This window comes from Kitasatospora sp. NPDC058444 (assembly GCF_042721415.1).
In the GTDB taxonomy this organism is placed as follows: domain Bacteria; phylum Actinomycetota; class Actinomycetes; order Streptomycetales; family Streptomycetaceae; genus Kitasatospora.
In genome coordinates this window covers 187,754-209,990 of the sequence record NZ_JBHXLL010000010.1, presented here as the reverse complement: position 1 = coordinate 209,990, position 22,237 = coordinate 187,754, and the positions used below count along the sequence as shown (strand labels likewise).

General features: G+C 75.0%; 16 protein-coding genes and 1 pseudogene. 11 read left to right on the top strand and 6 right to left on the bottom strand.

Going from position 1 to position 22,237, the window contains the following annotated elements; translation table 11 throughout:
• Positions 1-39 precede the first annotated feature (39 nt).
• Entirely contained in the window at positions 40-2,520 is a 2,481-nt protein-coding gene (locus ACFWP2_RS14555) for a molybdopterin cofactor-binding domain-containing protein (RefSeq protein WP_380450815.1), read from the bottom strand.
• 399 nt (positions 2,521-2,919) lie between these two features.
• Here ACFWP2_RS14555 and ACFWP2_RS14550 point away from each other — a divergent pair, with 399 nt between their 5' ends.
• The 4 genes from ACFWP2_RS14550 (at position 2,920) to ACFWP2_RS14535 (ending at position 7,546) form a co-directional block, all read left to right on the top strand.
• Complete coding sequence (locus ACFWP2_RS14550) at positions 2,920-4,260, top strand: MFS transporter (RefSeq protein ID WP_380450812.1); 1,341 nt, start codon at positions 2,920-2,922, stop codon at positions 4,258-4,260.
• Between the two features lie 114 nt (positions 4,261-4,374).
• Positions 4,375-5,163, top strand: a complete 789-nt coding sequence (locus ACFWP2_RS14545; protein ID WP_380450810.1) for a Mut7-C RNAse domain-containing protein — start codon at positions 4,375-4,377, stop codon at positions 5,161-5,163.
• 95 nt (positions 5,164-5,258) lie between these two features.
• Positions 5,259-5,684, top strand: a complete 426-nt coding sequence (locus ACFWP2_RS14540) for a cupin domain-containing protein (RefSeq protein WP_380450807.1) — start codon at positions 5,259-5,261, stop codon at positions 5,682-5,684.
• A gap of 8 nt (positions 5,685-5,692) precedes the next feature.
• Entirely contained in the window at positions 5,693-7,546 is a 1,854-nt protein-coding gene (locus tag ACFWP2_RS14535) for a CocE/NonD family hydrolase (RefSeq protein ID WP_380450804.1), read from the top strand.
• Positions 7,547-7,591: 45 nt separating this feature from the next.
• Here the strand turns inward: ACFWP2_RS14535 and ACFWP2_RS14530 are convergent, their stop codons facing one another.
• Together ACFWP2_RS14530 and ACFWP2_RS14525 are read right to left on the bottom strand one after the other, a co-directional pair.
• On the bottom strand, positions 7,592-8,668 hold the full coding sequence (locus ACFWP2_RS14530) for a restriction endonuclease (protein ID WP_380450801.1): 1,077 nt from the start codon (positions 8,666-8,668) through the stop codon (positions 7,592-7,594).
• Between the two features lie 122 nt (positions 8,669-8,790).
• Positions 8,791-9,606 (bottom strand): hypothetical protein, encoded by an 816-nt coding sequence (locus ACFWP2_RS14525; RefSeq protein WP_380450799.1) that lies wholly within the window; start codon positions 9,604-9,606, stop codon positions 8,791-8,793.
• A 97-nt stretch (positions 9,607-9,703) separates the two neighbouring features.
• Between ACFWP2_RS14525 and ACFWP2_RS14520 the strand changes: the two genes are divergently transcribed.
• Positions 9,704-10,204 carry an inorganic diphosphatase gene (locus ACFWP2_RS14520; protein WP_380450796.1) on the top strand — a complete coding sequence of 167 codons (501 nt, stop codon included), beginning with the start codon at positions 9,704-9,706 and terminating at the stop codon, positions 10,202-10,204.
• 117 nt (positions 10,205-10,321) lie between these two features.
• On the opposite strand, the gene ACFWP2_RS14515 is transcribed toward ACFWP2_RS14520, so the two are convergent.
• Positions 10,322-11,581: a pyroglutamyl peptidase gene (locus tag ACFWP2_RS14515; RefSeq protein WP_380450793.1), complete on the bottom strand. Its 1,260-nt coding sequence runs from the start codon at positions 11,579-11,581 to the stop codon at positions 10,322-10,324.
• Positions 11,582-11,662: 81 nt separating this feature from the next.
• On the opposite strand from ACFWP2_RS14515, the gene ACFWP2_RS14510 reads away from it, so the two are divergent.
• The 3 genes and pseudogenes from ACFWP2_RS14510 (at position 11,663) to ACFWP2_RS14500 (ending at position 14,902) form a co-directional block, all read left to right on the top strand.
• The gene (locus ACFWP2_RS14510) at positions 11,663-12,856 is read left to right on the top strand and encodes a cytochrome P450 (RefSeq protein ID WP_380450790.1); all 1,194 of its coding nucleotides are present in this window, start codon (positions 11,663-11,665) and stop codon (positions 12,854-12,856) included.
• A 179-nt stretch (positions 12,857-13,035) separates the two neighbouring features.
• A pseudogene (locus ACFWP2_RS14505) lies at positions 13,036-13,587 on the top strand (TerD family protein); the annotation flags it as partial.
• A gap of 700 nt (positions 13,588-14,287) precedes the next feature.
• Complete coding sequence (locus tag ACFWP2_RS14500; protein WP_380450787.1) at positions 14,288-14,902, top strand: SUKH-4 family immunity protein; 615 nt, start codon at positions 14,288-14,290, stop codon at positions 14,900-14,902.
• A gap of 116 nt (positions 14,903-15,018) precedes the next feature.
• Here ACFWP2_RS14500 and ACFWP2_RS14495 read toward each other — a convergent pair whose 3' ends face one another.
• Positions 15,019-15,699 (bottom strand): TetR/AcrR family transcriptional regulator, encoded by a 681-nt coding sequence (locus ACFWP2_RS14495; protein WP_380450784.1) that lies wholly within the window; start codon positions 15,697-15,699, stop codon positions 15,019-15,021.
• Positions 15,700-15,816: 117 nt separating this feature from the next.
• On the opposite strand from ACFWP2_RS14495, the gene ACFWP2_RS14490 reads away from it, so the two are divergent.
• Positions 15,817-16,854 carry an aldo/keto reductase gene (locus ACFWP2_RS14490; protein ID WP_380450850.1) on the top strand — a complete coding sequence of 346 codons (1,038 nt, stop codon included), beginning with the start codon at positions 15,817-15,819 and terminating at the stop codon, positions 16,852-16,854.
• Between the two features lie 160 nt (positions 16,855-17,014).
• Here the strand turns inward: ACFWP2_RS14490 and ACFWP2_RS14485 are convergent, their stop codons facing one another.
• A complete protein-coding gene (locus ACFWP2_RS14485) occupies positions 17,015-17,989 on the bottom strand; it encodes an NAD-dependent epimerase/dehydratase family protein (RefSeq protein ID WP_380450781.1) in 975 nt (324 codons plus the stop codon).
• A 381-nt stretch (positions 17,990-18,370) separates the two neighbouring features.
• Between ACFWP2_RS14485 and ACFWP2_RS14480 the strand changes: the two genes are divergently transcribed.
• Together ACFWP2_RS14480 and ACFWP2_RS14475 are read left to right on the top strand one after the other, a co-directional pair.
• Positions 18,371-21,142, top strand: a complete 2,772-nt coding sequence (locus ACFWP2_RS14480; RefSeq protein WP_380450778.1) for an SdrD B-like domain-containing protein — start codon at positions 18,371-18,373, stop codon at positions 21,140-21,142.
• Between the two features lie 199 nt (positions 21,143-21,341).
• Positions 21,342-22,184 carry a hypothetical protein gene (locus tag ACFWP2_RS14475; protein ID WP_380450775.1) on the top strand — a complete coding sequence of 281 codons (843 nt, stop codon included), beginning with the start codon at positions 21,342-21,344 and terminating at the stop codon, positions 22,182-22,184.
• The last annotated feature ends 53 nt before the right edge of the window (positions 22,185-22,237 follow it).

The window sequence follows — 22,237 nt, the reverse complement described above, 5'->3', positions numbered from 1 at the left end:
GGAAACGGTGGTCGGTGGTCGGTGGCCGGAGGTCGGTGCTCAGAAGTTGATCGGGAAGGAGCGCGGGCTGGTGCCGGTCGCGCGGGCGTACGCGTTGGCGACGGCGGCCGAGGCGGCCGGGACGCCCAGCTCGCCGGCGCCGCCGGGCGGTCCGCTCGGCGGCATCAGGTGGATCTCGACCACCGGCGGGGTGTGGCGCTGCCGGGCGTAGTGGAAGTCGCTGTAACTGCCTTCCCGGAAGGCGCCGTTGTCCAGGTGGTTGCCGGCCTGGAGGATCACCGAGATGCCGTCCACCAGCGCGCCGGTCAGCTGGGCCTCCAGGCCCCTGGGGTTGATCACCCGGCCGACGTCGGCGACGACGACGGCCTTGGTCACCCGGGGGTTGGCGCGGTCGGTGGCGTCCAGCTCGACCAGGTAGGCGGCGCAGGCGCTGTGCTCGTCGTGGTAGCCGATGCCCTGGGCGTGGCCGGGGGGCATCGGGCGGCCCCAGTTCCCTCGCGCGGCGAGCTCGTCCAGCACCGCCCGCCCGGCGGCGCCGCGCATCCGGTCGCGGCGGAAGGCCAGCTCGTCCCGGCCCATCCGGCGGGCGAGTTCGTCCATCATGATCTCGTCGGAGACCCGGACGGTGCCCGAGTAGACCGAGCGCCAGCTTCCGGTGTGCAGCTCCAGCGGCACCTCGGCGAGCAGCTGGGTGGGCACTCCGACGTCGTACGGGTTCTTCTCGGTGAGCAGGAAGAACAGTTCGGAGGCGGTGAGCCCGGCCAGCGGGAGGTTGTAGCCGGCGGCGGTCAGCATGTCGCCGAGACCGTGCCCGAGGTCGGTCAGGACGCTGGCCACGTGGTGCTCCCAGCTGAACACCTGGCCGAGGCCGTAGGTGGCCCGGATGACGTGGTGGCTGGCCGGGCGCACCCGGCCGTGGCGCATGTCGTCGTTGCGGGTCCACATCAGCTTGACCGGGCGGCCCGCGGCCTTGGAGACCTGGGCGGCCTCCAGAGCGGCGTCGAAGAACAGCCGGCGGCCGAACGAGCCGCCGCCGCGCACCACGTGGACGGTGACGGCCTTCTCCGGCAGGCCGAGTTCGGCGGCGATGGTGCCCTGGGCGAGGATCGGGCTCTGCGCGGCGAACCACAGTTCGGCGCGGTTCGGCCGGACGTCGGCGACGGCGGTGAGCACCTCCATCGGGGCGTGGTTGACGAAGGCGAAGTCGAACTCCGCCTCCACGCGGTGGGAGAGCAGCGGCGGCGGGAGGGACGGCAGGTGGGCGGCGCGCAGCCGGGACCGGACGTCGGCGTCGGACAGGCCCGCGACCGGGCCCGGGTTCCAGGTGACGCGCAGCGCGTCGCGGGCCTTGAGCGCCTGGTCGAAGGTCTCGGCGAGGACGGCGACGCCGGTCGGGATCTGCACCACGCCGAGCACCCCGGGCATGGCGCGGGCGACGGAGGCGTCCAGGGACTTGAGGGTGCCGTTGACGGTGGTCGGCCGGGCGACCACGGTCGGCACGGCGCCCGGGACCTGGAGGTCCCCGGCGTACTTGGCGCGGCCGGTGACGATGTCGCGGGCGTCGATCCGGCCGGTCGGCCGGCCCACCACGCGCAGCTGGTCGGCGCTCTTGGGGATGGCCGGGACGGCGGGCACGGCGACGCCGGCCGCCTCGGCGGCGAGGTCGCCGTAGCCGAGCCGGCGGCCGTCGGGGGCGAGGACGGCGGAGTCGGCGGTGCGCAGGGTGGTCGCGGGAACGTTCCAGCGCTTGGCGGCGACGGTCACCAGCCGGGCCCGGGCGGCGGCGGCCGCGGCGCGCACCGGGTCGTACAGCGAGCGGATCGAGTTGGAGCCGCCGGTCAGCTGGTTGAAGACCAGCTCGGGGCGGGAGTCGGAGAGCGGGACGTCGACGTCGGAGAGGCGGGCGTCGAGTTCCTCGGCGACGATCATGGCGATCGCGGTGGTGAGGCCCTGGCCGACCTCCAGCCGGGGCAGGTGCAGCGCGGCGCGGCCGGCGGGGGTGACCTCGAGGACCAGCAGGTGCGCGGTCGGCAGGCCGGCGATGATCATCGCGTCGCCGAGGTCCACGATGTCCGGGATGCCGGGCAGGCCGATCAGCTGCTGGGGGAGGGCGGTCTCCCGCGCCGGTACGGAGGGCGGGACGGGGGTCGGGGCGGCGGCCCGCGCGGTGGCGGGTGCGGCGGTGTCGAGGCCGAGACCGGCGCCGACGGTGAGGGTGGGCGCGGCCAGCAGGTAGGTGAGGAAGCGCCGGCGGCGGGTGGTGCCGTCCGTCGCCGCCCGGGTGTCCGACGTGTCCGGGACGGCCGGGGCTTCGGCGCCGTCGGGCCGGTCGGCGGAGTCCGATCCGGTCGGGTCCGAGGGGGCGGTGGAGGTGCTGATGGGAGGACACCCTTCGAACCGGAGACGGCGACGGGAACGGGGAGGGCGCTCTGGCCCCGGCCCGGTGCCGGATCGCGAACGCCGTTGAGCATAAGAGGGCGCTACTGACGGGTCAACACCGTCAAAGTCGGCCCTTGGCATGCCCGATCGCGGTTTCGCGGCGGTCGGCGGACGCGGATTCGGAGCGGGTACGGACGGCGCCGCGCGGGCGCGGTCGAGGTCGGGCGAGATCACCCCGGAAGTGCTCTGCGGCCTCAACTGGAGCCTCTCGTACGCGGGTTCAGGGGTCGGTCGGCGGTGCGGCGGTGGGGCGGATTGGCCCAGGAAATTCCTTGATCACTGGACCGGTTCACTGGGCCGGTTCTTCCCTAGCGTGGGGGTGCGCCGGAACCGGCGGTCGCGGGGATCGGCTCCGCGCGCCGCCCGTCCGGCGGTCGCGGGCAGGGGTGACGGTCCGTGAACACGTTTACGCAGGTGGACGCGTGTGGGTGACCACCCGATGCGTCCGGCGGGTGACGCCCGCGCCGGAGAAGGGGAACCATGCCGACCGACCGAGCCGCCCGTTGGGGCTCCCTGCCGCCCGACCGAGCCGCCCGTTGGGGCTCCCTGCCGCCCGACCGAGCCGCCCGTTGGGGCTCCCTGCCGCCCGCCGGACCCCAGCGGACCCTCGCGGCCGCCCAGTTGGCCGTCGCCGTGGGCGACGGCGCGTACTACACCTGCTCCGCGCTCTACTTCACCCGGGTCGTCGGGATGTCACCGACCTCCCTCGGGCTCGGCCTCACCCTCGCCTGGGCGCTCGGCTCCGTCGCCGGCGTCCCGCTCGGCCACCTCGCCGACCGGCGCGGCCCGCGCCGCACCTCGGTGGCGCTCGCACTCGGCACGGCCGCCGTGGTCGCCGCGTTCCTGGTGATCCGCTCCTACCCGCTGTTCCTGCTCGCGGTCTGCCTCTACGCCACCGCGCAGTCCGGCCTGACCGCGGCCCGGCAGGCGCTGGTCGCCGCCCTGGTGCCGCCCGGGCAGCGCACCGCCCTGCTCGCCCACATCCAGTCAACCCTCAACGGCGGACTGGCCGTTGGCGCGGCGATCGGCGGCATCGCGCTGAGCGTCGGCACCCGCGCCGCCTACCAGACCGCCTTCGTCGTCACCGCGCTCGGCTTCCTGATCGGCGCGCTGGTCCTGCGGCGGCTGCCCGAAGCCCCGCCCGCGGCAGCGCCGTCGGACGGCGGGCCGCGCCTCGCCGTGCTGCGCGACCGCCGGTACGCCGCCGTCACCGCGGTCAACGCCGTCCTGTTGCTGCGGATGCCCCTGCTCAGTCTGATCATCCCGCTCTGGATCGCCGCGCGCGCCCCCGGGATCGGCTGGCTCGGCTCGGCGCTGTTCGTGCTCAACACCCTCGCGGTGCTGGCCTTCCAGGTCCGGGCGGCACGTGGCATCACCGGCCTCGACCCGGCCGCCCGGGCGGTCCGCTCCGCCGGGGTGCTGCTGCTCGGCTCCTGCGCCGTCTTCGGGCTGTCCGCGCTGGACGTGCCGGTCTGGGCGGTCGGCGCGCTGCTGGTCGCCGCCTCCGTGCTACAGGTGGCCGGGGAGATGCGGCAGTCGGCCGGCAGCTGGCAGATCGCCTTCGACCTCGCCCCGCCCGGGCGGATCGGCCAGTACCAGGGCTTCTTCGGCACCGGCGTCGCCGTCGCCCGCACCCTCGGGCCCCTGCTGCTCACCACGCTGCTGCTGGACGGGGGCCTGGCCGGCTGGCTGGTCCTCGGCGGGGTCTTCCTCGCGGCGGGGTACGCGATGGGACCGGTCGCCCGCTGGGCGGCGCGGGGCCGCGGTCACACGGTGCCGCCGCCGGCGGCGGTGGCCGCGGGCGCGTCGCCGGGGGCCTGACCGCGAGGGGCTCGGTGCCGGCCCCGAGGCGGGCACTGTCGCTACGGCGGGTCGCGCGGGAGCGGGCCGGAAACCCGGTGGCCCCGGCCCGCCGCCCGCTGGCATGCTGGCCGCGTGGACCGACCCCAGATCTGGCTCGACTTCGCCCCCGAGCTGCACCTCTTCGTCTCCGCGCCCCGGCGGGCCGGCCGTACCGCACTGCGCACCGACGGCAGCTCCACCCTCGGCCACGTCGTCGAGTCCCTGGGCGTCCCGCTCACCGAGGTCGGCGGCCTGCTGGTGGACGGCCTGGCCGTGCCCGACACCCACGTCCCGGCCGACGGCGAGGAGATCGCCGTCCGGGCCGTGACCAGGCCGCAGCCCGTGCCCGCCCCGCCGCGCTTCCTGCTGGACGTCCACCTCGGCACTCTCGCCCGGCGGCTGCGCCTGCTCGGTGTGGACGCCGCGTACGAGAACCCCGACATCGGCGACGCCGCCCTGGCCGCCCGCTCGGCCGCCGAACAGCGGATCATGCTCTCCCGCGACCGCGGACTGCTGCGCCGGCGCGAACTGTGGGCCGGCGCCTACGTCTACAGCCACCGCCCCGCCGAGCAACTGCGCGACGTGCTCTCCCGCTTCGCGCCGCCGCTCGCCCCCTGGAGCCGCTGCACCACCTGCAACGGCACCCTGCACCCGGCCACCAAGACCTCGGTGCGCGAGCAGCTGCGGGACGGCACCGAGCGCTCCTACGACGCCTTCGCCCAGTGCGCCGACTGCGGCCAGGCCTACTGGCGCGGCGCCCACCACGCCCGGCTGGAGGCCATCGTCACCGAGGCGGTGCGCGACTTCGGCGACGCCCGGGCCGGCGCCCACGCCGGGGGATCCGGGGAAGGACAGGGCCGCATCGGGGTCGTCTCAGGGTAGTGAGCCCTGGCGGACGGCCGGGCGCGCGTGGTCCCATCGGCGGTGGGGGACGAGACCACGCTACTCGCTCGGACGAGAGAGGCCAGGTCGTCGCAATGAGCAATCAGGCAGGTCAGCAGCCCTTCCGCAGTGCGGACGTGGGGGAAGCCGCCGTGCTGACAGCCCCGGACGGCGCCGAGGTGCGGCCGCTGCTGGTACTGGAGGGAGCCGGGAGCCTCGCGGTCTTCGCACTGGCCCCCGGGCAGGTGACCCACGCGGTGTCGCACGCCACCGTGCAGGAGCTGTGGCAGGTCTCCGCGGGCAGCGGCGAGCTGTGGCGCCGCCAGGGCGGGCGCGAGGAGACCGTACGGCTCGCGCCCGGCACGGCGGTGTCGATACCGCTGGGCACCGCGTTCCAGTTCCGGACGGACGCCGACTCCGACGGGCCGCTGCGGATCACCGCCGTCACCATGCCGCCCTGGCCGGGGACGGACCGCGAGGCCCGCCCGGAGGAAGGCCCCTGGAAGGCGACCGTCCGATGAGGCGGGGGATGCCGCGCCGCCCGCTGGCGGCGCTGGTCGCGGCTGCCGCCGTCCTCGGGCTCTCGGCCGTACCGGCGGCCGCGGCCGGGCCCGCCGAGCCGCATCTGCGGTCGCGCTACGTGACCATGCCGGACGGGGTCCGCCTCGCCGTCGACGTCCACCTGCCCGAGGGCACCCGGGCCGGCGCCCGACTGCCCACCGTCCTGGTCACCCAGCGCTACTGGCGCGCCCGGGTCCGGGCCGGCGAACCGGGCGGCGCCGGCGGAGCCGGCACCGAGGGCGACCGGTGGACCGCCCGCGGCTACGCCTTCGTCGTCGCCGACCTGCGCGGCACCGGCGCCTCCTTCGGCACCCTCACCTCCGAGCTCGGCGCCGACCTGACCGCCGACAGCGGCCCGCTCAGCGACTGGATCGCCGCCCAGCCCTGGTCCAACGGCCGGGTCGGCACCACCGGCATCTCCTACGGCGGCGACACCGCGATGCTCGCCACCTCCCTCGGCAACCACCACATCACCGCCGCCGCCCCGATCTCCTACGACTTCGACCCGTACGAGGACCTGGTGCGCCCCGGCGGCGTGCTCATCGAGCCGCGGATCGCCCCGTACGCGCTGCTGCTGCGCATCCTCGACCGGACCGGCGGCACCACCTGCGAGACCGACGAGCAGACCCGCAGGCTCTGTGCGGACGTCGGCCTCACCGGCCTCCAGCCCCGGCCGGTCGACGGCCCCGACGGCCCGGCCCTGCTCGCCGCCGCGCGCGCCGAGCACGCGAACAACGCCAACCTCGTCGAGATGGCGCACACCGGCGTCCACCGCGACTACCAGGACGGCCCGAAGAGCTGGACGGTCGGCAGCGTCGGCGAGCGGACCGACGCCGTCGAGGCCGGCCGGGTGCCCGTCCTCACCCGGGCCGGCTGGCTCGACGCGGGCACCGCCAACGGGGTGCTCTCCCAGTTCACCGGCCTGTCCAACACCCAGGACGACTGGATCGGCCCGTGGAACCACGGCGCCGGCTGGCTCGCCGACCCGTTCCAGCCGGCCCGCCCGCTCACCGCGCGGGAACACGAGGAGAACGACCGGCGCGTGCTCGACTTCTTCGACCGCTACGTCCGGGGCGACGCCCGCCCCGACGGCCGCCGGCAGGTGCACTACTACACCTTCAACGAGGGCGTCTGGCGCACCACCACCCGCTGGCCCGTGCCCGGAACCCGCACCCAGCGGTTCCCCCTCGGCGCGGGCGGCACCCTCGGCGGCCGGGCGGACGACCGCCGCGGCGGCTCCGACCCGCTGCGCCTCGACCCGACCGCGGGCACCGGCCCGCTGGACCGCTGGAACACCAACCTCACCGGCGACGAGGTCAGTTACCCCGACCGCGCCGCCGTCGACGCCAAGCTGCTCGGCTACACCACCGCACCGCTGACCGCCGACACCCGGGTCACCGGCAACGGCAAGGTCACCCTCGACGTCACCGGACTGGCCGGCTCGGCGCGCGGCGCCCTGCACGTCTACCTGGAGGACGTCGCCCCGGACGGCCGGGTCACCTATCTGACGGAGGGTCAACTCGCCTTGGCCGACCGGGCTGTGGCCGACCGCGACGAGAACCCGGACTGGCGCCGGCTGCGCACCCCGCGCAGCTACGCGGCCGACGACGCCGAGGACTTCCCGCAGGGCCGCGCGGAACGCGTCACCATCGACCTCCAGCCCGTCTCGGTCCTGTTCCGGGCCGGCGAACGGATCAGGCTCACCGTCGCCGCCGCCAACCCCGACTCCTTCCAGCTCCTCCCCGCCGACGGACGGGCGAGCTACCGGATCGGCTGGGGCGGCGACCGCGGCTCGGTCCTCGAACTGCCCGTCGCACACTGACACTTGCGCCGCGGGGCACCCGGCAGCCACCGGGCGCCCCGCCCGTCACGCGTCCACGACCTCCAGCCCGTACGCGGTCACGGCCTGGCGCAGCCCGCCCGGGTACCCGGCGAGCGCCGGGGTGAACTCCCAGTCCCCGGAGGACTCGCGGTCGAACCGGCCGAGCCGCATCGCGGTGTTGGTCTCCGCGCCGTCCGCCAGGTGCACCACGGCCGCGTCCTGCCCGGAGCCGGCCTCCAGGATCAGCGCGGGCCCGGCGAACCCGCCCATGGTGGCCTCGGGGTGGTTCTCGGTGTCGGCGGCGGCGATGACGACCAGCCGGTCGACCTCGGCGGGCAGCGCGTCGAAGTCGACCATCAGGCAGGCGTTCGCGTCACCGTAGCCGGTCACCAGTCGCACCGAACCGTCGGGCGTCGAGCCGTTGTTGTAGAAGACCAGGTGGTCGTCGGAGAGCGCCGTGTTTCCGGTGCAGACCAGCGCGGCGATGTCGTACTCCTCCTCTCCCGTCCAGTGCAGGAGCAGTCGGGAGGGCTCGGCGGCCACCTCGATCGCGGGCAGGCCGTCCAGGGCGCCCGCCTCGGCGGAGGCGTCGTCCTGGGCGGCCGCGAACACCCCCTCGAAGCCGTGGTGCTTGAGCAGCCCGACCAGTTCGGCGCCGTTGATCAGGCTGATCGGCTTGCCCGCGACGAACTGGTGCGAGCTGGGGCCGAACCTGCTGGTGGTGACCAGGACGGCCTTGGTCGCCTCCCGGTCGTGCCGCAGCGTCCCGTACAGGTCCCGCACGGCGGAGGGTGCCACCGTGTCCCGGTACCGCTTCACCTGCACGACGACGTTGCCGCCCCGGAACGGGTCCGGGTCGATGCCGCGGACGTCCACGCCGCCGTCCCGCGACCGGGCGGTGAGTTCGACCTTCATGCCCATCGCCTCCATCAGCCGGGCGATGAGGCCTTCGAACTCGACCGGGTCCATCGCCAGCAGGAGCTGGAGTTCGCGGACGCGCCTGGCCATCCGGCCACGGTTGGCGTTGGTGTCGTCGCGGAGGTGACGGAACAGCGCGCGCTGGGCGCGGCGCTCGTCGGTGTCGGGGTTGCTGAGGCGGTGGAGCTTCCGGCTCCGGGACATGGGCGTGCCCCCTCTTGCATGGTGACGGTTGTTGCAGGCGTCACCGTAGGGGAATCGTGAACGGAGGACTGCCGGGCCGTCAGTTCCGCCGCACAATCGAGACCTGGTTTGATACGGGGGTCCTACGGCTGGTGGAGCTCGAGAGTCCAGGTGTGGGTGGTGTAGGAACCCATGCGGGTCGGGTGGCGCTCGACCAGGGTGGCGGTGAGGCGGTCGGCGGTGCGGTGCAGCGAGCCGGTGAAGCGGGGCCGGTCCTGCGGGGCCAGCGGGAGCAGTTCGGCCAGGACGACGTCGTCCAGGCCGCGGCCGACCGCGCGCAGCACCCCCGCGTCCAGCACCAGCAGGGTGCCGTCCGGCAGGACGAGGGGCGCGGGGGCCTGCGGGTCGGCGAGCAGCGGGCCGCGCTCGATCCGGCCGCCGGACAGCAGGCGGACCACCCGGCTCTCGGTGGGGTGGCGGCGGTCCGTCTCGACCACCCGCAGGCCGCTGCCGACCACGTAGTGGCCGTAGCTGCGCCAGGAGTCGAGCAAGTTGGCGTCCCGGTCGTAGGCCCGGGTGTCGAAGGCGTCGTAGCCCTCCAGGCCGAGCACGAAGCGGCCGTCGCCGAGCGCCGCGCCGCGTTCGCCGCGCAGTTCGGCGACGGTGGTGCCGTCGGCGAGGTCCAGCAGCAGGGCGGGGCCGAGGTGGCCCCGGGCGGTGTACTCGAAGGAGTCGGTGGTGACCAGCACCCGGCCGCAGGAGAGGTGCGCGGCGTTGGGACGGCCCGGGCAGGGCCGCCGCCAGCGGACCTCGCCGGTGGCCTCGACACAGGTGAGGCCGCCCTCCCGGGCGTGCAGCTCCACCCCGTCCCGGCGGGCCAGCGGCCCCTCCGGGCGGCCCTGCGGCCGTCCGCCCCGGCTGCGGCGGTGATCCAGGACGGTGACCAGCCAGCTCCCCATACCGGGGAGGTTAGCGGAGCCGGCTGAACGGCGGGGGTGCTTTCGGTGGCCGTCCGGACGGCGGACAATTCCCCCAGGAGCCGAGGAGGAGGCCGCGGTGGAGTTCGAAGTCATGATCGAGATTCCTCAGGGGTCGCGGAACAAGTACGTGATGGACTTCGAGGCCGGCCGGATCCGCCTGGACCGCACCCTCTTCACGGCCACCCGCTACCCGGCCGACTACGGCTACGTCGAGGGCACCCTCGGCGGCGACGGCGAACCGCTGGACGCCCTGGTGCTCGGCGGCGAGCCGGCCGTCCCCGGCTGCGTGCTGACCTGCCGGGCGGTGGCCATGTGGGTGATGCGCGACGAGCGCGGCCCGGACCAGAAGGTGCTCTGTGTCCCGGCCCGCGACCCGCGCTACGCGGACCTGCGGGACATCGACGACCTGCGGGCGTTCGACCTGCTGGAGATCACCCACTTCTTCCTGGTGTACAAGGACCTGGAGCGCGGCAAGTCCGTCGAGGGCTCGCACTGGGCGGGGCGCGACGCCGCGTACGCCGAGATCGCCGAGTCGAGGGCCCGCGCGGTGGGCACCCGCTTCGCCGGCCCGGTCTGAACGGGCGGTCGGTGGGCGGGCGGTGGGGTGCCGGCCCGCCGCCCGCCCGCGGACGTCCCGCTCTGACGCTGACGTTCCGCCCTGACACGGACGGTCCGCCCTGACACGGACGGTCCGTCAGAGCCTGGCGGTGCTCAGGATCGCCCGCACCTCGTCGCCGATCGCCGCCTCGTTCCGCTCGAACTCCGGTGCGGTGAGCAGGTTCGGGTCGGCCGGCAGGCCGGTCAGGACCGGGGTGTGCAGATGGCCGCCGGGGAGGTCCGGGGCGAGGAACATCCGCAGCCGGTTGGAGCGGTAGGCGACTTCGTTGGAGAGGTACCCGCCGCCGCCACCGGAGACCGCGCGCGAACCGGGGGTGGGGCCGTCCGGCCGGAAGACGGGGGCGGTGGCGCCCGCCGGGATCTCGGTGACGAAGGCGTTGACCAGCACCGGGAAGGGCTGCTGGACGGCCGTCATGGCGCCGGTCGGCAGGGTGGTGCGGACGAACTGCGGCCCGGGGCCCAGCCCCGGGGCGTCCACCGGGTGGAGGTTGGTGCCGCCGGAGAGCGCGGCCACGTTGTCGGTCGCCGGGTCGGCGGAACGGGCGCGCCCGGCCCACTCCTCCAGGGTGAACTTGCCCGGGTAGCCCTGGCTGATGCTGGTGATCAGATCGGCGGACTGCCGGCCCGGCCGCAGGTGCGGGGCGAAGGCGCGCTCCACGATGCCCCCGTCGAAGTCCCCGTACCGCACCGGCAGCACGACCGCCCGGACCTCCGCGGTGCGGCCGTCGGCGAGCGTGATCCGCTGCCCGTGCAGCTGGAGGACGGCCGAGCCGGACGGGTTGGCGCGGCGCGGCTCGATGTCCAGGCCGAACGGGTCGAAGCCGCTGACGAAGATCCGCCGGACGCCGGGGCCGGAGTCGAAACCGTCGTCCAGGCCGCGCGAGGCGTCCTCGAAACGGGCCCGCAGCGCGGCGTGGTCCACCTCGAACCGGGGCTGCCAGCGGGCGAGCCGGACGGTCATGGCGAGCCTGGTCCAGTACAGCGGGCGGTCGTCCCGGGCGGGCAGGTCGCCGCTCGGCCGGCGGCCCTGGGCGCGGTCCAGGCCGGCCTGCCAGAGCGTCCTGCCCCAGGCGCTCACCACCCGCTCGGCCTGACGGGCGTTGCGGGCGTCGCACAGGGCGGAGGGGAAGCCCCCGAGCAGCTCGCCCAGGCCGGAGCGCTCGGTGAAGCCGGCCGTGCGGGCGTCCTGGAGGCGGGCCTGCTCGGCGTCCAGTGGCACCGTGGCGGAGGTGCGACAGCCGGCCGGGGCGGCCTGGGCGGCGGCCGGGGTCAGCAGGGCGGCGAGCGTTCCGGTGAGCGCGGCGGCCAGTCCGGCAGCGCGACGTAGACATGTCATGTTCGCTGACAATAGGTCCAGACCTGACGGGCCGCCAGAGTGCCGCCCCGGCGGCTCCGGGGCAGGGCCTAGGCTGGGCCGGTGACCGCGCCCGACCTCACCCTGACCTCCCTGATCGCCGACCCGTACGGCGGCTACGTCCGACTGCGCGCCGACGCCCCCGTCCACCGGGTCGTCGGCCCGGACGGCCTGCCGTTCTGGCTGGTGACCCGCTACCCGGACGTCCGCCAGGCGCTCGCCGACCCCCGGCTCGCCCTCGACAAGGCGCACGCCACGCCCGGCAACTACCGGGGCTTCGCACTGCCGCCCGCGCTCGACGCCAACCTGCTCAACATGGACCCGCCGGACCACACCCGGATCCGGCGGCTGGTCTCCCAGGCCTTCACCCCGCGCCGGGTCGCCGCACTGCGCGAGCCGATCGAGCGGGTCGCCGAGCAGCTGCTCGACGCCATCGAACCGCTCGGACGCGCCGACCTGCTCGCCGCCTACGCCACGCCGCTGCCGATCACCGTCATCTGCGACCTGCTCGGCGTCCCCGAGGACGACCGGCACGACTTCCGCGCCTGGACCGACTCCCTGATCACCCCCGACCCCGACCGCCCGGAGGCGGCCAGGGCCGCCGTCAAGGCGATGCTCGGCTTCTTCACCGGCCTGATCGAGCGCAAGCGCGCCGAGCCCGGCGACGACCTGCTCTCCGACCTGATCGCCGCCCGGGACGACCAGGAGGGCGGCGCCGGCCTCAGCGAGGACGAGCTGACCTCGCTCGCCTTCCTCATCCTGTTCGCCGGCTACGAGAACACCGTCCACCTGATCGCCAACGCCGTCCTCGCCCTGCTCACCCACCCCGAGCAGCTGGCCGCCCTGCGCGCCGATCCGGAGCTGATCACCGGCGCCGTCGAGGAGTTCGCCCGCTTCGACGGCCCCGCCCCGCTGGCCATCCGGCGCTTCCCGCGCGAGAGCGTCACCATCGGCGGCGTCACCGTCCCGGCGGGGGAGACCGTGCTGCTCGCGCTCGGCTCCGCCAACCGCGACCCCGAGCAGTTCACCGACCCCGACCGGCTCGACCTGCGCCGCCGGGAGAGCGGCCACCTCGCGCTCGGGCACGGCATCCACTACTGCCTGGGCGCTCCGCTCGCCCGGATGGAGACCGCGCTCGCGCTCACCGCGCTGCTGCGCCGCTTCCCCGCCCTCGCTCTGGACGTGCCGGTCGCGCGGCTGCGCCACCGGCCCACGCTGCGGGCCCGCGGGCTGCTGGAGCTGCCCGTCCGCTACTGAGCGGGGCCGCCGGGAGGCCCGGGGGTGTCCCGTCGGCCGGTGGGGCGGCCGTTGCGGCGGTCGGTGGGGCGGCATTCCGGGCTTGACGGAAATCTGACGGTTCGACCGGGAACCGAGGCAACTTCTACAGCGTTGTCGTGGTCGAACAGCGGTACTCGTACGGTGGTGGAGGAAGTTCCATGAGCGTGGCCCTGACGAAGGGTGGCAACGTCTCCCTGGGCAGGCAGGCCCCCGGGCTGAGGGTGGTCCGGGTGGGTCTCGGCTGGACGGCCGGGGACGGGTACGACCTGGACGCCAGCGCGCTGCTCTGCGGGGCGGACGGGAAGGTCGCCTCGGACCAGCACTTCGTCTTCTTCAACAACCTGAGGAGCCCGGACGGCTCGGTCCGCCACCTGGGCGGCTCCGGCGGCGGCGCCGACCGCGAGCAGATCGAGGTCCGGCTCGCGGAGGTCTCCGCCGGGGTGGAGAAGATCGTCTTCGCGGTGGCGATCTACGACGCGGCGCAGCGGCGGCAGTCCTTCGGGCAGGTCCGCGGTGCCCACATCCGGGTCGTCGACCCGGACGGCGGTGCCGAGGTGGCCCGGTACGACGTGGCGCCGGAGGCCGGCAGCGAGACGGCGATGGTGTTCGGCGAGCTGTACCGGCACGGCGCGGACTGGAAGTTCCGCGCGGTCGGGCAGGGGTACGCGGCGGGGCTCGCGGGCATCGCCGCCGACTTCGGGGTGGACGTCCTGCAGCCGGCGCCCGCCGCCGCGCCCGCTGCGGTGAAGCCGTCGGTAACGTCGCCGGTGGCCCCGCCGGTGGCCCCGCCCGTCGCCCCGCCCGCGCCGGTCGCGGCCGCGCTGCCGGCCGTGCCGCCCGCCGCCGCACCCGCCGTACCGACGACCCCGCCAGGACCAGGGAGTTCCCCCGTGACGTGTTTCTTCGACCCCTCGCACGGCGCCGGCACCACGGCGGTGTACTGGTCGCCGCAGTGGGGCGTGCCGCGCCAGATCGAGGCCTGCGTGGCCTGCGCCCAGCGGGTGCAGGCCAACGTCCCGCCCTTCTACACCCCGGCGCAGGGCGGCTACCCGCAGCCGGTGCAGGCCGGCTATCCGCAGCCGGTCCAGCAGGGCCAGCCGCAGGCGCCCGGCCAGCAGGCCCAGGGCGGGCGGCGTTTCGGCACCGGTGCGCTGATCGGTGCCGGCGCGGCCGGCCTGGTCGGCGGCGCGCTGCTGAACGAGGCCTTCGACGACGACCCGCAGGTCGTCGTCAACAACTACTACGAGGACGACGGCTTCTTCTAAACCGTCAGGCCGAATCATCCGGCCGAACCGTCAGGCCGCAGCTCTCCGGGGGCCGTCGGGGGCCGCCGCCCCCGGCGGCCCCCGCTGTCGGTGCGGTGCGCTTGAATGGCGTCCGAGCACCGTTCCGACCAGGGGAGACGCACCGATGACCACGTCCGACGCCGAGCTGCTGGCCGCCGCCGGGGACCCGACCGTGGCCTGGCTGGAGTCCTGCTTCGGCCCGGGCACGCTGTGGCGGCCCGAGCCCGGGGCGCTGCCCGAGCGGCTGACGTCGCCGCGGGCCCGGCGGTTCCTGAGCGAGGTCGGCGTGCCGGCCGTCGGGCTCGACTTCCTCGGCTTCGACGCCACCGACCTGCCCGAGCGCGGGATGTGGGAGGCGGACCTGGACGAGCTGTTCGGCGGGCGCACGCCGGACGACGACACCCCGCCGAGCAACTGGGGGTACTGCGTCGGCACGTTCGACGAGTGGCACCTGATGGTGTCCGGCGACACCGGCACGGTGCGGATCTACAACGCGGACGGCTGGGACCACGGGCGCGGCTACGGCGGCTGGGCGGCCGACTCGCTGCCCGCGGTGATCGGCGCGCTGGCGCTGCTGGCCCGGCTGGAGGAGCGGATCCTCGAGCGGGACGCCGGGGCCGCACTGGACGAGTTCGCCGCGCTGGTGGCCGAGTTGGGGCAGGGCCCGGACGAGTCGGACCTCTGGGTGCGCCTGCTGGAGAACCTGCGCGAGGAGTACGAGGACCCGGACGAGGGCTGATCCCCGCACGGTCTCCTCCGGGTCCTCCGGGTCCTCCGGGTCCTCCGGGCCCTCCGCGAGCCCGACGGCCGCACAACGCGCCCGCGCTGTGCGGCCGTCGGCGTATCGAGGCCGCCTCAGGCGTCCCGGCGCCGGTAGGCCCCGGCCCGGGCCGCCTCCGCGGCGGCCTCCGCGGCGCGGTCGGCGGCCGCCTCGTCCAGCGGCTCCGCGGTGGTGAGCATCCGGTAGTAGAGCGGCGCCGAGACCGCCCGGACGACCTCGAACTCGTCGGTGTCCGGCGGGAGTTCGCCGCGCTCGACGGCCGCGGTGACGCACGGCGCCCACTCCTCGACCCGGCGCCGGTAGAAGTGCCGCAGGGCCTCGGCCGCGTCCGGGTCGCAGGTCGCCGCCACGATGACGGCGCGGAACAGCGCGCCCTGCCGGGGGTCGGCCAGGGTGCGCCGGACGAGCCGGGCGTTGGCCCGCAGGTCCCCGGCGAGCGAGCCGGTGTCGGTGCGCGGCAGTGACTGCTCGGCCATGTCCGCGAGCAGGTCCGCGACCAGGGCGGTGGTGCCGCCCCAGCGGCGGTAGACGGTGGTGCGGCCGACCTCGGCCCGCTGGGCGATGTCGCCGAGGTCCAGGCCGCTGAAGCCGCGTTCGACCAGGGCGTCCTCGGCGGCGCGCAGGACGGCGGCGCGGACCCGGGCGGTCCGGCCGCCGGGGCGGACCGTACCGGGGGTGGAGGGCTCGGTCCGGGCGGGCTCGGACGTGGGCGACTCGGGCGTGGAGGGCCCGGGGCGGGAGGGCTCGACGGCCATTAACGGGATTCCTGTTCCATTAGGGGGCTGGAGCCTGCTAGATTCAAGGCATCCTAACGGAACGGAAGTCCCATTAGGGGCTTCGAGGGGAGAAGTGTCATGACCATCGCCACCGACATGGAGTACCGCCGGCTCGGCGCGTCCGGGCTCAAGGTGCCCGCGCTCAGCCTCGGCACCGGAACCTTCGGCGGCCGTGGCCCGCTGTTCGGCGCCTGGGGCACCACCGACGTCCAGGAGGCCCGCCGGCTGCTCGACATCGCCATCGACGCCGGCGTCACCCTCTTCGACACCGCCGACGTCTACTCCGACGGCGCCTCCGAGGAGGTGCTCGGCCAGGCGATCCGTGGCCGCCGCGACCAGGTGCTGATCTCCACCAAGGCCGGACTGCCCACCGGCGACGGCCCCCGGGACGCCGGCACCTCCCGCGCCCGGCTCGTACGGAGCGTGGACGACGCGCTGCGCCGCCTCGGTACCAACCACCTGGACCTCTTCCAGCTGCACGCCTACGACGCCGGCACCCCGATCGAGGAGGTGCTCGCCACCCTGGAGGACCTGGTCCGGGCCGGCAAGATCCGCTACACCGGCGTCTCCAACTTCTCCGGCTGGCAGCTGATGAAGTCCCTCGCCCTCGCGGACCGGCACGGCCGCCCCCGGTACGCCGCCCACCAGGTCTACTACTCGCTCGTCGGCCGCGACTACGAGTGGGAGCTGATGCCGCTGGCCCGGGAGGAGGGCGTGGGCGCCCTGGTCTGGAGCCCGCTCGGGTGGGGCCGGCTCACCGGGAGGATCCGCCGCGGGCAGCCGCTCCCGGCCGGCAGCCGGCTGCACGACACCGCCGACTACGGCCCGCCGGTGGAGGACGAGCTGCTGTACCGGGTGGTCGACGCGCTCGACGAGGTCGCCGCCGAGACCGGTCGCACCGTCCCCCAGGTGGCGATCAACTGGCTGCTGCGCCGCCCGACCGTCTCCTCGGTCATCATCGGCGCCCGCAACGAGGAGCAGCTGCGGCAGAACCTCGGCGCGGTCGGCTGGTCGCTGACGGAGGACCAGGTGGCCCGGCTGGACGCGGCGAGCGCGCGCACCGCCCCGTACCCGTACTTCCCGTACCGCCGCCAGGAGGCCTTCGCCCGGCTCAACCCTCCGATCGCGGGCTGAGCGGCGGCGTGCGGCCGGGTGGCGCGGTGGCGCCGCGGCGCGGACGCTCCGCAGGGGCCCCGGCCCGGGAGATGTCCGGGCCGGGGCCGGACCGGCTGCCGCGGGGCGGCGGTCGGCCCCGTGCCGGTGGCCGCGGCGGCCGTGGCGGTGCCGGTGGGCCTCAGGCCTGCCGCCGGTGCCAGGCGGCGAGGAGTTCGGCCTCCCGCTCCGGGGTCAGGGCGTCCGGCAGGGGCTCGAAGGGCTGGATGTCGCGGGCGGTGTCGGCCACCGGGCGCAGGGTCAGGCCGGTGGCGAGGGCGGCGGCCGGGTCGGCGGTGCTGGTGGCGCGGATCTCCGGGACCGCGGGCCACAGCGGGAGGGCGCGCTCCGGGACGCCGGCGGCGCGGAGGAAGTCCTCGGCCACCCAGGTGAGGGTGGTGCCGGGCGGGGCGACCGCCGAGGCGATGGCACCCAGCAGGTCGCCCATGCCGAACGGCGGGGGCGTGGCGGCGTGGTAGGCGCCGCGGGCGCCCTGTTCGAGGAGGCCGAGCATCCAGGCGGCGAGGTCGCGGACGTCGACCACCTGGACGGGCGCGTCGGGCCGGCCCGGGGCGAGCACCTCGCCACCCCGGGCGAGGCGCCGCACCCAGTGGTCGAAGCGGTGGGTGTAGTCGCGGGGGCCGATCACATACGTCGGGCGGACCAGCAGTGCCTCCGGGCCGAAGGCCTGCCGGGCGGCGCGCTCGCACTGGACCTTGAGGGCGCCGTAGGTCTCGGGGGTGACCTGCTCGGCCTCCGGGCCGGCGGCGGGGAGCAGCGGGGAGTCCTCGGGGTAGCCCGGGGCGGCCGGGACGTCGTACACCGAGAGCGAGGAGACCAGCAGGTAGCGCCCGGCCCGGCCGGGGCCGAGGGCCTCCGCCAACGTCCTCACCTGGCGCGGGAAGTAGGCGCAGAGGTCGACGGTGGCGTCCCAGTCCCGGCCGTGCAGCGCGGCGAGGTCGCCGTCGCGGTCGGCGATCAGGTGGGTGGCGCCCGGGAGCACTCCGGCGCCGGACCGGCCCCGGTGCAGCACCGTGACCTCGTGCCCGGCGGCCAGGGCCGCCTCGGCGAAGTGGAGACCGATGAACCGGGTGCCGCCGATGACCAGAATGCGCATTCGAACATCCTGCCAGTCCGCCCCGGGCCGGGGCCAATCGGTGTGCGATCGTTGCCCAAGTTGTGTGTGGGGTGGGTGAGTCGGGGGCGGAGGGCGGGGTTCCGACGGGAAGGGTGTTCGACGGTCAACGGCGCGGGGCGGTGACGATCGGCGCTGGTGGGCCGGGGTCGACGGGCCGTCGCTGGTCAGCCGCGTGCGGCGGGGGGCGGGCCGTGCGACCGTAACGGCCTCGTAACGTCTGATGCCGGGTCAAAGTTCCTTGTTTCCCGGCGAACTTGTGTGAAGTCCCTTTAAGCTCCCGTTAACAATGGCGGCTTTCCGCCACTCTCGAACTCGCTCACGAGGTCGGGCGGTAGGCCCAACTTGACGATGAGAGCAGGGATGACGACGACAAGTGAACGACCCGCCGGTGCCGCGCGCGGCCCGGGCGGGGAGCGGACGGGTCCGCCCGGCCGCCGTGGCGCGGGCCTGCGCACCGCGGGCGGCGCGGTGACGCTGGCCCTGCTGGCCGGTTCCTGGTCCCTGGCGGCGGCCCCACCGGCCTTCCCCCAGAGCGGCGACGGCACGGTCTCGGTCCACGTGATCCGGGCCGTGGACACCGACGGCGTGTGGACACCCGGGCTGGAGTCGGGCATGGCGGGCGTGAAGGTGACGCTCACCGACGCCGCCGGGGCCTCCGTCGAGGGCACCACGGCGGCCGACGGCACGGTGACGCTGGAACCGGCCGCGAGCAAGCTGACCGGCGGCAAGTACCGGGTCCAGGTGGTGAATCCGAAGCCGGGCGTGCTCTACCCGGCCTTCGCCTCCCGCGAGGGACTGGACGGCGGGGCGAACAAGCTGAGCTCCAACGAGGAGTTCGTCGACCTCTCCGGCGGCAAGAAGGTGGAGATCACCACGGGGCTCTGGAGCCCGGGTGACTACTGCCAGAAGAACGCGCCGCTGGTGTCGACCTGTCAGAACCCGCCCGCGGACGGCGACGCCCAGCACACGCTGGTGTCCTACCCGTACGGCTCCCGTGGTACGGCCGGCACCGACTTCACCGTGACCGACCTGGCCACGGCGGGGCAGACCGGCAACCTCTACGGGATCGCCTGGAACAAGGCCGACCGGCGGGTGTTCTCCGCCGCCCAGGCCAAGCGGACCACCAAGTACGGCTCCGGCGGCCCCGGCGGGATCTACGTCACCGACGTGAACCAGAAGAAGACCTCGCTGTTCACCACCGTCCCGGACGCGGGCGCCACCCCGCACACCGCGGGCAACGACGACGGCTTCCTGGCCCCGGCGGGCAAGGAGAGCCTCGGCGGCATCAAGATCACCGACGACGGCAAGGACCTCTTCGTCGTCAACCTGAACGACCGCAAGCTCTACCGCTACGACGCCACCGCGGCCACGGCGGCCGCGCCCAAGGCCGTCTACGCCATCCCGGACCCGGGCTGCCCGGCGCCGGGGGACTGGCGGCCGTACGGCCTCGGCATCCAGGACGGCGCCGGCTTCCTCGGCGGCGTCTGCTCGGGCGAGTCCACCGGCAAGGCCTCGGACCTGCGGGCCGTGGTGCTGCCGTTCGACCTGTCCACCGGCGCGTTCAAGCCGGCCGTGCTGAACCAGCCGCTCGACTACCCGCGCGGCACCACGGTGGGCACCCAGTGCCCGGGCGCCGCCTGGTTCCCGTGGCAGGACACGTTCCCGACCAGCCAGAAGGGCCAGAGCTGCGGGGACAACTACCTGTCCAACCCCGAGCCGGCGGTGGCCGAGATCGACTTCGAGACCGACGGCTCGATGCTGCTCGCCTTCCGGGACCGCTTCGGCGACCAGTCGGCGGCCGCCCCGACGGGCAGCGTGATGGCCAAGGTCCTGCCCGGCGGTGACCTCCTCAAGGCCTGCCTGGAGAACGGCACGTACGTGCTGGACACCAACCTGGGCTGCGGGTCCAAGGCCCGGGGCCAGCGGTTCTTCGACAACGCCCGGATCGGCCACAACAACCCCGCCAACGCGGGGATGGCGTTCTCGAAGGTCGAGAACTCCATCGCGGTCTCGGGCTACGACAGCGACAGCAAGGCCTACGGCTACGGCACCGCCTTCCAGAAGCGCGACGGCAAGGCGGACGGCGGCCTGCGGCTCAACGCCGGCCCCGGCATCCCGCCGTTCGGCAAGGGCGCCGCGATGGGCGACCTGGAGGTGCTCTGCGACCAGGCGCCGCTCCAGATCGGCAACCGGGTCTGGTACGACCCCGAGCGCAGCGGCCTCCAACTGCCGGGCCAGAAGCCGGTTCCGGGTGCCACCGTCCACCTGTACGACGAGGCGGGGAAGCTCGTCGGCACCACCAAGACGACCAAGCGCGGCGAGTACTACTTCGACGACAGCAACGTCGACGGCGGCCTCAAGCCGCGGACCAAGTACACGATCAAGCTGGACAACCCGGCGGACTACGCCAAGGACGGCCCCCTCTTTCAGTGGGTGCCGACCGGTCACGACGTCGGTGACAACCACTTCATCGACTCCAAGGGCATCGTCCCGAAGGACGGCAAGTTCCCGGAGCGGGCGCTGACCACCGGCGGCCCCGGCGAGAACGACCACACCTACGACTTCGGCTTCCGCCTGCAGGAGGGTGCGCTGCGCCTGGTCAAGCACGACCAGGACGGCAAGCCGCTGGCGGGCGCCAAGTTCCAGCTGTGGCACGACACCAACGGGACCGACGGGCTCCAGCCGACCGGCGACAAGCCCGACACCAAGGTCGGTGAGCCCTGCACGACCGGTGCCGACGGCACCTGCCGGGGCACCGGGGTGCCGGGGACGTACTACTGGCAGGAGCTGAGCCCGCCCGCGGGCTACGAGGCTCCGGAGGTCACCGTCTTCGGTCCGTTGAAGCTGACCTCGGCGAACCTCGACGCCGGGGTGGAGGTGACGGCCGTCAACAAGCTGATCCCGACGCCGACGCCGACCCCGACCCCCACTCCGACCGAGACGCCGACCCCGGCGCCGACGTCGGCGGCCCCGGTGCCGCCGGCCCCGGCACCCCCGGCGCCCGGGCACCTGCCCAACACCGGTGCGGGTGAAGGGATGCCGTTCGCGCTGACCGGCGCGGCGGCGCTGATCGCCCTCGGCACCGCCATGGTGCTGGTGGTCCGCAGGCGCAAGGCCGCCCAGCGCGGCTAGTCCGCGGCTGCCCGCGACCGGTTCGAGACCGGTCCGCGGGTGGTTCGCGGGTGGTACGGAGGGGCGCTCGAAGCGGGGCGCACCTCGTGGGGCCCGGTGCGGGGAGACCGGCACCGGGCCCGATCGGGCGGGTTCGTGGGACCGTTGGTCCCCGGGCCCGCCCGACTGTCGTGTCCGACCGAGGAAAGGGAGCGGCTGCATGCCCCGCAAGACGAAGGCCGACGGCCGCGGGCCCCGGCGGTCCGGCTGGCTCAAGGCGCTGATCGCGATCGCGGTGTGCGGCGCCGCGGTGGGCGGCGTGGCCGTCTACCGGACGGTCTCCGACGAGGCCGTCGAACGACCGGTGACCACCGACGAGGCGGGCCGGCTCGCCCTGTCGCGGCTGAACCTCTACCAGGCGAGCCCGGTGGCGGTGACGCTCACGGCCGAGGAGGGCGGCGGCGTCACCATCCGGGTCGACGGGGTCGTGGACTACCGCACCCACCGGGGGGTGGGCCGCTACCGGACCACCGGCGCGAGCGGACCGCTGGACCACGGCCTGATCGTCTGGGACACCGGCGGCCTCGGGCTGGCACCCGACCAGGCCGGCGCCGGAGGCACCGGCACCGCCGCTCCCGGTGCCACTCCCACCGCCGTTCCCACCGCCACCGACGCCCCGGCCTGGGAGCAGGCCGAGCACATCCCGCGCCAGGGCTGGTCACCGCGGACCTACACGGCGGACCCGCTCGACGCCGGACTGAACCTGCTGGTCCAGCTCGGCGCGGACCGCCCCGACAACCCGCTGCTGCTGGCCCAGTCCGGGGCCCGCTGGCTGGGCCGGGACCGGATCGACGGCCGGGGCTACGACCGCTTCGCCGGTCCGCGCGCCCAGGGCGCCGCGCCCGACGGGGCACGCTCCCCGCTGACCTACTGGGTGGACGGCGACGGCGGGCTGCGCCGGGTGACGATGCGGATGCCGGGGCTCGGCACCCCGACCACCGTCGACCTCACCGGACGGCAGGCGGACGCCAAGCTGCCCGAGGCTCCGTGGCTCACCGGCTGACCCGACCCGCAGGCGCGAACCCGGCCGCAGGACAGGGCGGTCAGCCGTACAAA

What these genes read in the sequence shown, in the direction of transcription:
- ACFWP2_RS14555 (WP_380450815.1), bottom strand. Translation starts at nt 2,520, where the DNA reads ATGCCAAGGGCCGACTTTGACGGTGTTGACCCGTCAGTAGCGCCCTCT.
- ACFWP2_RS14550 (WP_380450812.1), top strand. Translation starts at nt 2,920, where the DNA reads ATGCCGACCGACCGAGCCGCCCGTTGGGGCTCCCTGCCGCCCGACCGA.
- ACFWP2_RS14540 (WP_380450807.1), top strand. Translation starts at nt 5,259, where the DNA reads ATGAGCAATCAGGCAGGTCAGCAGCCCTTCCGCAGTGCGGACGTGGGG.
- ACFWP2_RS14535 (WP_380450804.1), top strand. Translation starts at nt 5,693, where the DNA reads ATGCCGCGCCGCCCGCTGGCGGCGCTGGTCGCGGCTGCCGCCGTCCTC.
- ACFWP2_RS14530 (WP_380450801.1), bottom strand. Translation starts at nt 8,668, where the DNA reads ATGTCCCGGAGCCGGAAGCTCCACCGCCTCAGCAACCCCGACACCGAC.
- ACFWP2_RS14525 (WP_380450799.1), bottom strand. Translation starts at nt 9,606, where the DNA reads ATGGGGAGCTGGCTGGTCACCGTCCTGGATCACCGCCGCAGCCGGGGC.
- ACFWP2_RS14515 (WP_380450793.1), bottom strand. Translation starts at nt 11,581, where the DNA reads ATGACATGTCTACGTCGCGCTGCCGGACTGGCCGCCGCGCTCACCGGA.
- ACFWP2_RS14500 (WP_380450787.1), top strand. Translation starts at nt 14,288, where the DNA reads ATGACCACGTCCGACGCCGAGCTGCTGGCCGCCGCCGGGGACCCGACC.
- ACFWP2_RS14495 (WP_380450784.1), bottom strand. Translation starts at nt 15,699, where the DNA reads ATGGCCGTCGAGCCCTCCCGCCCCGGGCCCTCCACGCCCGAGTCGCCC.
- ACFWP2_RS14490 (WP_380450850.1), top strand. Translation starts at nt 15,817, where the DNA reads ATGGAGTACCGCCGGCTCGGCGCGTCCGGGCTCAAGGTGCCCGCGCTC.
- ACFWP2_RS14485 (WP_380450781.1), bottom strand. Translation starts at nt 17,989, where the DNA reads ATGCGCATTCTGGTCATCGGCGGCACCCGGTTCATCGGTCTCCACTTC.
- ACFWP2_RS14480 (WP_380450778.1), top strand. Translation starts at nt 18,371, where the DNA reads ATGACGACGACAAGTGAACGACCCGCCGGTGCCGCGCGCGGCCCGGGC.
- ACFWP2_RS14475 (WP_380450775.1), top strand. Translation starts at nt 21,342, where the DNA reads ATGCCCCGCAAGACGAAGGCCGACGGCCGCGGGCCCCGGCGGTCCGGC.